Source organism: Bradyrhizobium sp. CCBAU 25360, assembly GCF_028128695.1.
Lineage (GTDB): Bacteria > Pseudomonadota > Alphaproteobacteria > Rhizobiales > Xanthobacteraceae > Bradyrhizobium > Bradyrhizobium ottawaense.
The window spans coordinates 115,310-128,278 of record NZ_LBJA01000036.1; the positions used below are offsets into that span (position 1 = coordinate 115,310).

Genomic DNA, 12,969 nt, shown 5'->3' on the forward strand with positions numbered 1-12,969 from the left:
CAACCATGGCTCTCGGCATCCTGCCGTCTGGTGACGATCGCTCCCGGCTTCACCCGGTCGCGCCGCGCCTTGCGCCGATGTTCTGCTTTGCGCTGCTGACGGCGTCATGCGCGCTCGCAAGCTTTGCGTTCGCGTGCGCCACGCCGTTCGCGGCCTTCGCCGTCATTGCCGCGGCGATGCTGCCGCAGCGTCCGGCGCTGCTCGTCGTCACCGGCGCCTGGCTCGTCAACCAGATCATCGGTTTCGGCGTGCTGCATTATCCCGTTGATGCCAGCACGATTGCCTGGGGCTTCGTCATCGGCGCGGCTGCGCTTCTGGCGACCGCGGCAGCTTCGGCGGTGCTCGGCCTGCTGCCGCAGGGCCGCACGCCGTTGGCGCTGCCGATCACGCTCATCGCCGCCTACGGGATTTACGAGATCGCGCTGCTCGCCGCGACGCCGTTCCTCGGCGGCGAGGGCGCCTTCACCGCCGCCATCGTGACGCGCATCGCTCTGACCTGCGCCGTCTGGCTCGCCGGCCTCGTCGCGATCTGCGAGATCGTCCGTCTGGTCGACCCGGCCGGACGCAAGCGTGCGATGTCGGCCTGAGCGGCCGCTCGTGGCCGTAGCCTGTGTCGCCCTCTGTCAATCCGCGTCGCTGAAAATATTCCACTTTACCGAAATTCGGTTTCGGCGTATGTGTGGTCCATCCCGGCTCACCAAGAGGGGCGATCATGTGTCGTCACGCATCGCGAGCCGGGCTTGCGGTGGACGCGGCAGCGTCGGCACGAGAGGCGCGGGCAGGGCGGGGTGTCCCTGTGAGCCCGAGGCTTCGTGCGACGAGCGGCGCTGTCAGGCTTCGTCTCGTCTGTAAGTTTCCGGCTTCGTCGACAGGGCCAGGAAAAACTGCGGCGAAATGGCGGGCCGCGCGTACGGCAAAACCGTGTGGTCCTGGCCGTCGTTGCTACGGTCAAGCTTCCGCGGAGGTGCGAGCGAGCCCAACCGGGCAGACTGCATCATCCAATTCGCGGGGCGAGGGAGGCCAGAAGGAATGGTCGGCTCCCGGGAGATCACGGCATAAGCCGTCCAGCCACTGCGCAGCGAAGGCGGAGTGATTGGCCACACCTGTACGCTGCTGTGCGGTTCTTTCTGCGTGTGCATTTCGCGCAGCGGACCGCGGGTGCGAGCCAGCACCCGGCCTTCCCTGCGCCCTCTTGGATTGGAGGGTGGAGAGTTGAATCAAAGCTCGGGCGAAATCCGCCGCGAGGACGCGAAGACGTGTCTACGATTTAAATGCAGGTTGGAGGAGTGCCGCCACCTCATACTCCGTCATTGCCGAGCAGGAGAGAGCCTACGTCAAACTCTCGTCTCGTGCCTCGGACGCAGCGCAGCGCCCCGGCGATGCGAAAGCATCGTCCGGTGCGCTGCAGAGCCGGGGCCCATGTCTCCGCGAGCGCTATCTGTGGTTTCTGGGTCCCGGCTCTGCGCCGCAACGCTCGCGCGTTGCGACTTGTCCGGGATACGGGAGGGAGTAGCCAACGAGCGGAAGGGCACACCGACTCACTTGCGCACGCCTGGTCGCCGAGGAGGAGTTGGGCGCAGTGTGCGTGCCACAAAATCTGAAGTTGTGGATCGTCATCTTCCTGAGGGTATTGCAGTAATCCAACCCGTGTCTTCCCGGTAACGATTGTGCTGTCTCCGCAACACTCATCCCGGATTTAACCCTCATCACCGGCGGTTCGCATCGCCGCCGCTTTTTGGCCACACCCGAACATGAATAAAATCACTCTAATGTTTTACGGGCAGCGGCGGTCTTCGAAGGGCCACGAGAAAATCCCAAGGTCGATTCAAATCTTGGCTCTGATTTTTCGGGTCTGAAAGGGTTGACCGAGGAAACTGGTTTGCGATGAACGCGAAGACCGACATCAAGCAGAGGCTGCCGAGCCGTCACGTGACGGAAGGCCCTGCGCGCGCGCCGCATCGGTCCTATTTCTACGCCATGGGTCTGACCACCCAGCAGATCCACCAGCCTTTCGTCGGCGTTGCCTCCTGCTGGAATGAAGCCGCTCCCTGCAACATCGCGTTGATGCGCCAGGCGCAGGCGGTGAAGAAGGGCGTGGCGTCGGCCGGCGGCACCCCGCGTGAGTTCTGCACCATCACCGTCACCGACGGCATCGCCATGGGGCATGACGGCATGCGCTCCTCGCTGCCGTCGCGCGAATGCATCGCCGACTCCGTCGAGCTGACCGTCCGCGGCCATGCCTATGACGCCCTGGTCGGGCTCGCCGGCTGCGACAAGTCGCTGCCGGGCATGATGATGGCCATGGTCCGCCTCAACGTGCCCTCGATCTTCATCTATGGCGGCTCGATCCTGCCCGGCACTTTCCGCGGGCAGCAGGTCACCGTGCAGGACATGTTCGAGGCCGTCGGCAAGCATTCGGTCGGCGCCATGTCGGACGAAGACCTCGACGAGATCGAACGCGTGGCGTGCCCCTCGGCGGGCGCCTGCGGCGCGCAGTTCACCGCCAACACCATGGCGACCGTGTCCGAGGCGATCGGCCTCGCACTGCCTTACTCGGCCGGTGCCCCGGCCCCCTATGAAATCCGCGACGCCTTCTGCATGACCGCGGGCGAGCAGGTGATGGACCTGATCGCCCAAAACATCCGGCCGCGCGACATCGTCACCCGCAAGGCGCTGGAGAATGCCGCCGCCGTGGTCGCCGCCTCTGGCGGCTCGACCAATGCTGCGCTGCACCTACCGGCGATCGCGCATGAGTGTGGCATCAAGTTCGACCTGTTCGACGTTGCCGAAATCTTCAAAAAGACACCATATGTCGCGGATTTGAAGCCGGGTGGCCGTTATGTCGCCAAAGACATGTTTGAAGTAGGTGGCATACCGCTTCTGATGAAGACGCTGCTCGACAACGGCTTCCTGCACGGTGATTGCCTTACCGTCACGGGCCGTACGATCGCCGAAAACCTCAAGAGCGTGAAGTGGAATCCGCACCAGGACGTGGTGCACCCGGCAGACAAGCCCATCACCGTGACAGGCGGTGTGGTCGGTCTGAAGGGCAATCTGGCGCCAGAAGGTGCGATCGTGAAAGTCGCGGGAATGTCCAACCTCAGGTTTACCGGTCCGGCCAGGTGCTTCGACCGCGAGGAGGATGCTTTCGAGGCGGTCCAGAAGCGCACCTACCGCGAAGGCGAAGTCATCGTGATCCGCTACGAGGGGCCCAAGGGCGGCCCCGGCATGCGGGAAATGCTCCAGACCACCGCGGCGCTGACCGGCCAGGGCATGGGCGGCAAGATCGCGCTCATCACCGACGGCCGCTTCTCGGGCGCCACCCGCGGCTTCTGCATCGGCCATGTCGGGCCGGAAGCTGCCATTGGCGGCCCGATCGGGCTGCTCGAGGACGGCGACATCATCGAGATCGACGCGGTCGCCGGTACCCTTAACGTAAAATTGAGCGACGCCGAGCTCGCCCAGCGCAAGACCAAATGGACCGCTCGCGCGACTAACCACACGTCGGGTGCGCTCTGGAAATATGCTCAACAGGTTGGACCAGCGGTCGGGGGGGCAGTGACCCATCCGGGCGGCGCGCACGAGAAACAGTGCTATGCGGACATCTAGGCGTGCCATAGTTGCGTTTGTGTTGGGGGTCGGTGCGCTGGCCGCGCCGGCGCTTGCCTTCGACGGGGCTCCGGTCAACCCGAAGGACGCGACCATCCCGGTCGTGACCACCTTGCCGGGGAGCGCGGCGACCGCACGCGGCAAGGTCGCGCCGGCGGCCGTGCCTCAGGCGACCTCGCTTAGTGCGCTGCAATATGCCGCCGAGGGTGGTCACCCCATCGCGCAGTGGAAGCTCGGCCGCATGTACGCCAATGGCGACGGTGTCGCCCAGGACGATCTGCGTGCCTTCGAATATTTCAGCCGGATCGCCAATGCGCATGCCGAGGACAGCCCGTCGGCACCGCAGGCGCAGATCGTGGCCAACGCCTTCGTCGCGCTCGGCCGCTACTATCTGAGCGGCATCCCGAACTCGAAGGTCAAGTCGGACCCGGAGCGGGCGCGGGAGATGTTCTCCTATGCTGCCTCCTATTTCGGCAATGCCGACGCGCAATACGATCTCGCCCGGCTCTACCTGAAGACGCCGGACGCCTCGCGCGAGGATTTCCGCTACGGCGCGCGCTGGCTCGGCCTCGCCGCGCAGAAGGGCCAGCACGAGGCGCAGGCGCTGCTCGGCCAGATGCTGTTCAACGGCGACCGTCTGCCGCGACAGGCCGCGCGCGGCCTGATGTGGCTGACGCTGGCGCGCGACAGCGCCGGTGCCGACGAGACCTGGATCAAGGAAAGCTACAGCCGCGCCTTCGCCAAGGCCTCCGACGACGACCGCGCCATGTGCCTGCAAATGCTGGAACAGTGGGTGCAGGGCGGCCGCCGCGAGTAGGGCGGCAACTCGGTGCCGGTAGGGTGGGCAAAGCGCAGCGCGCCCACCAACTCTGCGGACGTTAGGCTGCCTCCAGATCCAGATCCGCCCACACCGGCACGTGGTCCGAGGGCTTCTCCCAGCCGCGCACATAGCTGTCGATCCCGACATTGGCCAGCCGGTCGCTGGCCTGTGGCGACAGCAGCAGATGGTCGATCCGCAGGCCCTGGTTCTTCTGCCAGGCCCCGGCCTGGTAGTCCCAGAAGGTGTAAAGCCCGGGTTCATCCGTGACGGCCCGCAAGGCATCGGTGAGGCCGAGGCCGAGCAGGGACTGAAAGCTCTCCCGCGTCTCGGGCTTGAACAGGGCGTCCTCGGTCCAGGCGGCCGGATTGTGCACGTCGCGGGCGTGCGGGATGACGTTGAAATCGCCGGCGAGGATCAGCGGCTCCTCGGTCTTGAGGCGCTCTTTCGAATAGTCAAGAAGCCGGGACATCCATTTGAGCTTGTAGGGATATTTCTCCGTCCCGACCGGATTGCCATTGGGCAGATAAAGGCAGGCGATGCGCAGCACCCCGCGCTTGAGCGTGACCACACCCTCGATGAATCGGGCATGGGCGTCCTCGTCGTCGCCGGCGAGCCCCGACTTGGTCTCGTCGAACCGGAGCTTGGAGAGCAGCGCGACGCCATTGAACGTCTTCTGCCCGTGCGTGACCACGTTGTAGCCGAGCGCCTCGATCTCGAGCCGCGGGAAGGCCTCGTCGACGCATTTGATCTCCTGGAGGCAGACGATGTCCGGCTGGCACTCCCTCAGCCAGGTCAGCAGGAGGTCGATCCGCTGCCGGACCGAGTTCACGTTCCAGGTGGCAACTCTGATGGTCATGTCGGCGGGCTCCGGGCAGGGGCCATGGTTAGAACAAACTGCAAACGCGCCCGTCAAGGACGCCGCAAAATCTCCCACAAAATTAACCCGGCTTAAGCAGGCGGCAGGCCATTGATCGTCAAAAGGTTCCGCGAATGGGATGGCCGGACAAATCGATGAAGCGAACCGAGCCGCGTGACGGCCTGATCGGCGCGTTCCTGTATTGGCTCGGCGGCTTCGAGATCGAGGACGGCCTGACCGCCGATCTCAGCGAGCGCGAGATTCGCCGCATCCGCGCCAAGCAGATCGACGCCGTAACGCGGCTGATCCCCGTGACGATGGCGGTGACGATGCTGAACGTCGCCATCGTGCTGATCCTGTTCTGGGGCCGGGGATGGAACGACTTCCTCGCGATCTGGGGCCTGACGCTCGCCGCCACCGCCTCGCTCGCGGTGCGCGCCTGGCGGCGGTCGCATCAGAACCCGCCGCAGGAGGCCTCGCCCCGCGCCGCGCGGCAGATGCTGCGGCAGGCGGTCTTGCTCGCCGCGATCTGGGGCGCGTTGCCGCTCGCTCTGTTCAGCCGCATCGAGCCGACCAGCCAGCTGATCCTGGCCTGCCTGATGGTCGGCATGATGTCGGGCGGCGCCTTCACGCTGTCGACGTTCCCGCGCGCCGGCCTCGTCTATCTCGCCACCATGACGACCGCCTGCGCCGGGGCGCTATTGCTCTGCGGCGCCGGGCCGTATCTGGTGACGGCGGTGTTCCTGCTGCTGTTCGCATTCTTCATGGCGCGCAGCATCGTCTCGCAGGGCAATCTGTTCCTCGGCAATCTCAAGGCCCAGCTCGAACTCGAACGCCAGACCGAGATCATCTCGCTGCTGCTGAAGGACTTCCAGGAGAACGCCAGCGACTGGCTGTGGCAGACCGATGCCGAAGGGCATCTGGTCGATGTGCCCGAGCGCTTCGCGGACGTCGCTCAGTTGCCGCTGCCGCTATTGAAGGGATCGCATTTCGCCGACGTGCTCGACATGCTGTGCCCCGAGGACAAGAGCGCGGCCTACAACGTCGTCGGCCTGATGGAGCAGAACGAGCCGCTGCACGAGATGAACCTCAAGGTCGTCGCCGGCGGCGAGGCGCGGCTGTGGTCGCTGACGGCCAAGCCGGCCTATGATCGCGAGGGACAATTTTTGGGCTATCGCGGCTTCGGCCGCGACGTGACCGAACGCTGGCGCGCGGAAAAGGCCGAGGCCGAGAGCCGCGCCAAGTCGGACTTCCTCGCCGTGATGAGCCACGAGATCCGCACGCCCATGAACGGCGTGCTCGGGCTTGCCAGCATGCTGCTCGAAACCAAGCTCGATCCGGAGCAGCGCGAGGCCGTGACCACGATCCGCGAGTCCGGCGACAATCTCCAGCGCATCCTCAACGACATCCTCGACCTGTCCAAGCTCGAGGCCGGGCGCTTCACCTTCGAAGTGATCGACTTCGCCCCGCAGGCGCTGGTGGAGGCTGTCGTGACCGTGGTCCGCGCGAGCGCCAAGGGCAAGGGGCTGACGGTCAAGCTGGCACTCGACCCGAACCTGCCGCCGACGCTGCGCGGCGACGTCGCGCGCATCCGCCAGGTGCTGCTCAACCTCGCGTCCAACGCGGTGAAGTTCACCGATGAAGGCGAGGTGACGATCTCGGCGACCTGCCAGGCGCGCCGCGATCTGCTGGCGACCGTCGAATGGACGGTGACCGACAGCGGCATCGGCATCGCCCCCGAAAAGCTTGGCCAGCTCTTCAGCGACTTCGCGCAGGCCGACGCCTCGATCAGCCGCCGCTTCGGCGGCACCGGGCTCGGGCTTGCGATCTCCCGGCGCATCATCGAGCAGATGGGCGGCACCATCGGCGTCACCTCGACGCCGGGCGAGGGATCGACCTTCCGCTTCACGCTGGTCCTGCCCTGGAGCCAGGCGCAGGCCTCCGAGCAGACGGCCGGCCACGATGAGGCCGACGAGCTCAAGACCCGTATCGCCGGTCTCGATCGGCCGCTGAAGGTGCTGGTCGCGGAGGACGATGCGGTCAACCGCATGGTCGTGAGCAAGATGTTGGGGGCCTTCGACGTCGAGCTGCGCGTCGTCACCGACGGCACCGAAGCCGTCGCGGCAGCATCCGAAGGCAATTACGATGTGGTGCTGATGGACGTGCGCATGCCCGACATGGACGGGCTTGCCGCCACCCGCGCGATCCGCGCGCAAGGCGGGCGCTGCGAAGCTTTGCCGATCGTCGCGCTGACCGCCAATGCCTTCCCCGAGGACGTCAGGATCTGCCGCGAGGCGGGCATGTCGGACTTCCTCGCCAAGCCGCTGCGCAAGCCGGCGCTGGTCGCGGCCTTGCTGCGTGCGCTCGACGGCCACGTGATGTCCGAGGACGCGCCGCTGCAGCCGGAACTGTTGCCGGCCGAGATGGAGTGGACGGATGAGGAGAAACAGATAACCGGCGTTTAGCCGGTCAGACCGAGAAGCTGGTGCCGCAGCCGCAGGATGCCGTTGCGTTCGGATTGTTGACGCGGAACGAGGCGCCGATCAGATCGTCGACGAAATCGACCTGCGACCCCGCCAGGAATGGCTGCGAGGCGGAATCGACCAGCACCACCGCATGGTCCTGCTCGATCACGAGATCGTCGTCGGTTCGCGCACGGTCGATGTCGAATTTGTACTGGAAACCCGAGCAGCCGCCGCCCTCGACCGAGATGCGCAGCATCGCGCCAGAGCCTTCGCCCTTGAGGATCTCCCCAATCCGGCGTGCGGCGCGGTCACTGATGGTCACGTCGGTCGTCATGGCTCGTCTCCGATAGTCCCGCGGTCATACCAGGTTCACTTGCCCAATTCATTTGGTATCCCGCGTCCGGCATAGTTAAGTGCAAGGATACGCAGAATCAAATGGATAGGGACTAAATTCGTCGTGTCCGTCGGAATGGCTGCCCCCCATGCGCCCTATGCCTGCGATCCCGACCGCAGCCGCGGCCGGCTGGTCGCGGAGCCGCCGAGCCGGACCCGCAGCCCGTTCCGGCGGGATTGCGACCGGGTGATCCACTCCACCGCGTTCCGCCGCCTGAAGTACAAGACCCAGGTGTTCGTGTTCCACGAGGGCGACCACTACCGCACCCGGCTGACCCATTCGCTGGAGGTGGCGCAGATCGCCCGTGCGCTGGCCCGGCAGCTCGGGCTGGACGAGGATCTCACCGAAACCCTGGCGCTGGCCCACGATCTCGGTCATCCCCCGTTCGGCCATGCCGGCGAGCGGGCGCTGGACGCCTGCCTGAAGGATTTTGGCGGCTTCGACCACAACGCCCAGACGCTCCGCGTCGTCGCTTCGCTCGAGCATCGCTACCCCGATTTCGACGGGCTCAACCTGACCTGGGAGTCGCTGGAGGGCATCGTCAAGCATAACGGTCCGCTGACCGACCGCAGCGGCGCGCCGGTGGGGCGCTATCGCGAGCACGGCATTCCCGTCGGCATCGCCGACTATATCGAGACCTACGACCTCGAATTGTGGAGCTTCGCCTCGCTGGAGGCGCAGGTCGCCGCCATCGCCGACGACATCGCCTATGACGCCCACGACATCGACGATGGTCTGCGTGCCGGCCTGTTCCATCTCGACGATCTCAAGGTGATGCCGCTCACGGCTGAGATCATCGCCGAGACCTCGGCGCACTATCCCGACCTCGAAGACCTCAGGCGCGGTGCCGAGCTGGTGCGCGAGCTGATCTCGCACCTGATCGGTGCGGTGTTCGCGCAGGCGCAGAAGAACCTCGCCGCGGTGAAGCCCCAATCGGCCCAGGATGTCCGCCAGCAGAGCCGGGCGCTGGTCGCATTTCCGGCCGAGGTCGCCGAGGAGGAGGCCGCCATCAAGACCTTCCTCTACCAGCACATGTACCGTCACAAGCGGGTGATGCGGGTGATGGGGGAGGCGGAGCAGATCCTGTTCGACCTGTTCGCGAAATACCTGAAATCCCCGGGTGACCTGCCGCCGGAATGGCTGCTGGGAGCGGAGGCTGACAATGAGGGTGACCGGGCCCGCCGGATCGGCAATTTCATTGCCGGAATGACCGACCGTTTCGCCCTGACCGAGCACCAGCGGCTTTTTGACTCGACCCCGGATTTGCGTTAGGCGGCGGCCATGCCCGACACATCCTCAGCACTGCATCTGTTCGCCGACGTGCTTGCACGCGTGCACGCCGCCTGCCGTACGCTGGCGGCGGAAGCCAACTGGCCCGAGGGCATCGATTTCTCGCGCGTGGTGGTCGAGCCGCCGCGCGATCCCTCCCATGGCGACATGGCGACCAACGCCGCCATGGTGCTGGCGAAAGAGGCAAAGGCCAAGCCGCGCGACCTCGCCGAGCAGATCGCCGAGCGGCTGCGTGCCGACGCGCTGATCGCCAAGGTCGATGTCGCCGGTCCCGGCTTCATCAATCTGACCTTGAGGCCGGCCGCCTGGGCCGAGGCGCTGCGGATGGTCCTGCGCGAGGGCGCCGATTACGGCCGCGTCCGCGGCGGCTCCAAGGTCAATATTGAATATGTCTCGGCCAATCCGACCGGGCCGATGCATGTCGGTCATTGCCGCGGCGCCGTGTTTGGCGACGCGCTGGCGAGCCTGCTCCGTTTCGCAGGCCACGACGTCGCGCGCGAATATTACATCAACGACGCCGGCGCCCAGGTCGACGTGCTCGCGCGCTCCGCGTTCCTGCGGTACCGCGAGGCGCTCGGCGAGGACATCGGTGCGATCCCGGAAGGCCTCTATCCGGGCGACTATCTGAAGCCGGTCGGCGCGGCGCTGGCGAAAGAGCACGGCGACAAGCTCCTCGCGATGAGCGAGGTCGAATGGCTGCCGACGGTGCGCGCCAAGGCGATCGCGATGATGATGGACGAGATCAAGGACGATCTCGCCGCCCTCAACATCCGTCATGATGTGTTTTTCTCGGAGCGCTCGCTGATCGAGACCGGCAACAACAAGGTTGCCGAGACCATCGATTTCCTGAAGGCCAAGGGCGACGTCTACGAAGGCCGCCTGCCGCCGCCAAAGGGCGCGCCGGTCGAGGATTGGGAAGACCGCGAGCAGCTGCTGTTCAAGGCGACGGCTTACGGCGACGACGTCGATCGTCCGCTGATCAAGTCGGACAATTCCTACACCTACTTCGCCGCCGACATCGCCTACCACAAGAACAAGTTCGACCGCGGCTTTGCGGAAATGATCGACGTCTGGGGCGCCGACCATGGCGGCTATATCAAGCGCATGCAGGCGGCGGTAAAGGCGACGACGTCGGGCAAGGGCTCGCTCGACGTCAAGATCGTCCAGCTCGTCAAGTTGCTGCGCAACGGCGAGCCGGTGAAAATGTCCAAGCGGAGCGGGGACTTCGTCACCTTGCGTGAGGTGGTGGATGAGGTCGGCCAGGACGCCGTCCGCTTCATGATGCTCTACAGGAAGAACGACGCCGTGCTCGACTTCGACCTCGCCAAGGTCATGGAACAGTCGCGCGACAACCCGGTGTTCTACGTCCAGTACGGCCACGCTCGCGGCCACTCGATCTTCCGCAACGCGCGGACGGAGGTGTTCCCGGAACTGCCGGAGGATGCCGGCGAGCGGATCGCCTGGCTCGCTGAGTCGGCGGTGGAACGGCTCTCAGACCCCGTCGAGCTCGACCTGCTCAAGCGTCTCGCAATATTTCCGCGCATGCTGGAAGCCGCAGCCGCGGCCCACGAGCCGCACCGAATTGCCTTTTATCTCTATGATTTAGCCAGCGAATTTCATGCACTTTGGACGAAGGGGCGCGATTTGCCCTATTTACGCTTCATTATCAATAATGATGCAGAGCTTACAAAGGCGCGACTGGCCATGGTCCAGGGCGTCGTCTCGGTTCTGGCATCGGGCCTCGCCATCCTCGGCGTCCATGCTCCGAACGAGATGCGGTAGTTTGGGGCGAACTACTTAAGGGGAATATCGGGGGTAACCGGCAGAAGCCGGATCGCTTAGACTTGGTTGAAAGCCTTGTGGGTCGAAAGCCGTGCCTTGGTCGAGGGGCGCGCGGCTTTCCCGAAGGGACGCATCATCACGATGGCCGAACGATATCAGGACAGACCGTTGCCCTCCGATGACTATGGTCGCGGCGGCGCCCAGCATGGCAAGGCGGAGAGCGATCCCTTAGCCGAGCTCGCCCGCCTGATCGGACAGACCGATCCGTTCGCAGCTCAGGGGCGGCCCGGCGCACATCCGCCGGCAGCCCCCGCGCCCGCGCAGGGCTATCAGGACGACGACTATCGGCAAGAGGATCGACAGGACGATTATCAACAGGACTATGCCGAGCAGGCCCCCCCGGCGCAGCCCGGGCCGCCCTCATGGATGCGGCGGGCCAACGTGCAGCCGCAGCCGGCGCCAGCTCCCGAGCCAGACTATCCCGTGTCCGTAAACCCGGTCCACCCGTTGCACCGCTATTCAGCCCAGCCTGCCGCGCCCGAGCCTGAACTTCATCAGCCCCAGGCTTATCAGGATCACGCCTATCAGGCGCAATCCTACCAGGATCAGGCCTCCCAGCAGGATCAGGCTTACCAGCAACAGGCCTATCAGGAGCCACATCAGCAGCCCGATCCGGCGCGTTACGACGATGCGCTCTACGGCCGGCTGGAGGCAGGCGAGCAGGATTATCAGCGCGATCCCGCCTATCCCGACGATCCCTACGCGTATCAGAGCGACTATCCGGAGGCGGAGCTCGAAGAGCCCAAGAAGCAGCGCGGTGGCATGATGACGGTCGCAGCGATCCTGGCGCTTGCCGTGGTCGGCACCGGCGCCGCCTTCGCCTACAAGACCTATGTCGGCTCGCCCCGCAGCGGTGAGCCGCCGATCATCAAGGCCGACAACACCCCGACCAAGATCGTGCCGGCGCCGACGGATTCCTCGGCCAAGGTGCCGGATCGCATGGTGAGCGGCGATGGCACCGAGAAGATCGTGCCGCGGGAAGAGGCGCCGGTCGACGTCAACGCCAAGGCGGGCGGTCCTCGCGTGGTGTTCCCGCCGCTGAACCAGAATGCGAACCCGCCGTCGGTGGCGAGCGTGTCGCCGTCTGCGGTGCCGCCGCCGAGCACGGGCGCGAGCAACGGCACGATGTCGAACAATTCGCCGCGCCCGATCAGGACTGTCGCCGTGAAGGGCGATCAGACCGACAGCGCCACGCCGCAATCGGCCGCTGCCGCCAGGCCAACGGCTGCGCCGAAGCCTGTGGCTGCGCCCGTTGCGCCGGTCGCGCCGCGCAATCCGCCGACCTCGGCCAATGCCAGCGCCAACCAGCCGATGTCGCTGGCGCCGCAATCGGTCCCGGCAGCCGAACCGCCGCAGCGGATGGCTGCGACCACCCCGACGCAAATCGCGCCCGCCAGCAGCGGCGGTGGCGGCTACATCGTGCAGGTCTCCTCGCAGCAGAGCGAGGATAGCGCGGCCGCGTCGTATCGCGTGCTTCAGAGCAAATATGGCAGCGTGCTCGGCTCCCGTTCGCCGGTGATCAAGCGGGTCGACCTCAGCGACAAGGGCAAGGGGGTCGTCTACCGCGCCTTCGCTGGGCCCTATGGTTCGGCAGAGGAAGCGACGCACGCCTGCAACAGCCTGAAGTCCGCAGGCTTGTCCGCCTGCTTCGTCCAGAGGAATTAACGGCCGTTTCCTTGACCCCCTCGCGGGT

At 65.7% G+C, this 12,969-nt stretch carries 9 protein-coding genes; 7 read left to right on the top strand and 2 right to left on the bottom strand.

Annotated elements, in window-relative coordinates:
• Positions 1–5 precede the first annotated feature (5 nt).
• From XH81_RS13465 to XH81_RS13475, 3 genes are all read left to right on the top strand, one after another.
• Positions 6–587: a hypothetical protein gene (locus tag XH81_RS13465; RefSeq protein WP_028141614.1), complete on the top strand. Its 582-nt coding sequence runs from the start codon at positions 6–8 to the stop codon at positions 585–587.
• A gap of 1,297 nt (positions 588–1,884) precedes the next feature.
• Positions 1,885–3,609, top strand: coding sequence for a dihydroxy-acid dehydratase (gene ilvD / locus XH81_RS13470; RefSeq protein WP_028145391.1), 1,725 nt, complete (start codon positions 1,885–1,887; stop codon positions 3,607–3,609).
• Complete coding sequence (locus tag XH81_RS13475; protein ID WP_028145390.1) at positions 3,596–4,426, top strand: tetratricopeptide repeat protein; 831 nt, start codon at positions 3,596–3,598, stop codon at positions 4,424–4,426. The genes ilvD and XH81_RS13475 overlap by 14 nt, the downstream gene beginning before the upstream one ends.
• A 61-nt stretch (positions 4,427–4,487) precedes the next feature.
• Here XH81_RS13475 and xth read toward each other — a convergent pair whose 3' ends face one another.
• Positions 4,488–5,285: an exodeoxyribonuclease III gene (gene xth / locus XH81_RS13480; RefSeq protein WP_038949167.1), complete on the bottom strand. Its 798-nt coding sequence runs from the start codon at positions 5,283–5,285 to the stop codon at positions 4,488–4,490.
• Between the two features lie 134 nt (positions 5,286–5,419).
• On the opposite strand from xth, the gene XH81_RS13485 reads away from it, so the two are divergent.
• Complete coding sequence (locus tag XH81_RS13485; RefSeq protein WP_028145388.1) at positions 5,420–7,750, top strand: ATP-binding protein; 2,331 nt, start codon at positions 5,420–5,422, stop codon at positions 7,748–7,750.
• A 4-nt stretch (positions 7,751–7,754) separates the two neighbouring features.
• Here the strand turns inward: XH81_RS13485 and erpA are convergent, their stop codons facing one another.
• On the bottom strand, positions 7,755–8,084 hold the full coding sequence (gene erpA / locus XH81_RS13490) for an iron-sulfur cluster insertion protein ErpA (RefSeq protein ID WP_028145387.1): 330 nt from the start codon (positions 8,082–8,084) through the stop codon (positions 7,755–7,757).
• Positions 8,085–8,207: 123 nt separating this feature from the next.
• Between erpA and XH81_RS13495 the strand changes: the two genes are divergently transcribed.
• From XH81_RS13495 to XH81_RS13505, 3 genes are all read left to right on the top strand, one after another.
• Positions 8,208–9,416, top strand: a complete 1,209-nt coding sequence (locus tag XH81_RS13495; protein ID WP_028145386.1) for a deoxyguanosinetriphosphate triphosphohydrolase — start codon at positions 8,208–8,210, stop codon at positions 9,414–9,416.
• 9 nt (positions 9,417–9,425) lie between these two features.
• A complete protein-coding gene (gene argS, locus XH81_RS13500) occupies positions 9,426–11,216 on the top strand; it encodes an arginine--tRNA ligase (protein WP_028145385.1) in 1,791 nt (596 codons plus the stop codon).
• Positions 11,217–11,357: 141 nt separating this feature from the next.
• The gene (locus XH81_RS13505) at positions 11,358–12,941 is read left to right on the top strand and encodes an SPOR domain-containing protein (protein ID WP_028145384.1); all 1,584 of its coding nucleotides are present in this window, start codon (positions 11,358–11,360) and stop codon (positions 12,939–12,941) included.
• Positions 12,942–12,969 lie beyond the last annotated feature (28 nt).

Excerpts from the sequence above, each read along its gene's own strand:
- ilvD (WP_028145391.1), top strand. The coding sequence starts at position 1,885 with ATGAACGCGAAGACCGACATCAAGCAGAGGCTGCCGAGCCGTCACGTG.
- argS (WP_028145385.1), top strand. The coding sequence starts at position 9,426 with ATGCCCGACACATCCTCAGCACTGCATCTGTTCGCCGACGTGCTTGCA.
- XH81_RS13475 (WP_028145390.1), top strand. The coding sequence starts at position 3,596 with ATGCGGACATCTAGGCGTGCCATAGTTGCGTTTGTGTTGGGGGTCGGT.
- XH81_RS13465 (WP_028141614.1), top strand. The coding sequence starts at position 6 with ATGGCTCTCGGCATCCTGCCGTCTGGTGACGATCGCTCCCGGCTTCAC.
- erpA (WP_028145387.1), bottom strand. The coding sequence starts at position 8,084 with ATGACGACCGACGTGACCATCAGTGACCGCGCCGCACGCCGGATTGGG.
- XH81_RS13485 (WP_028145388.1), top strand. The coding sequence starts at position 5,420 with ATGGGATGGCCGGACAAATCGATGAAGCGAACCGAGCCGCGTGACGGC.
- xth (WP_038949167.1), bottom strand. The coding sequence starts at position 5,285 with ATGACCATCAGAGTTGCCACCTGGAACGTGAACTCGGTCCGGCAGCGG.
- XH81_RS13505 (WP_028145384.1), top strand. The coding sequence starts at position 11,358 with ATGGCCGAACGATATCAGGACAGACCGTTGCCCTCCGATGACTATGGT.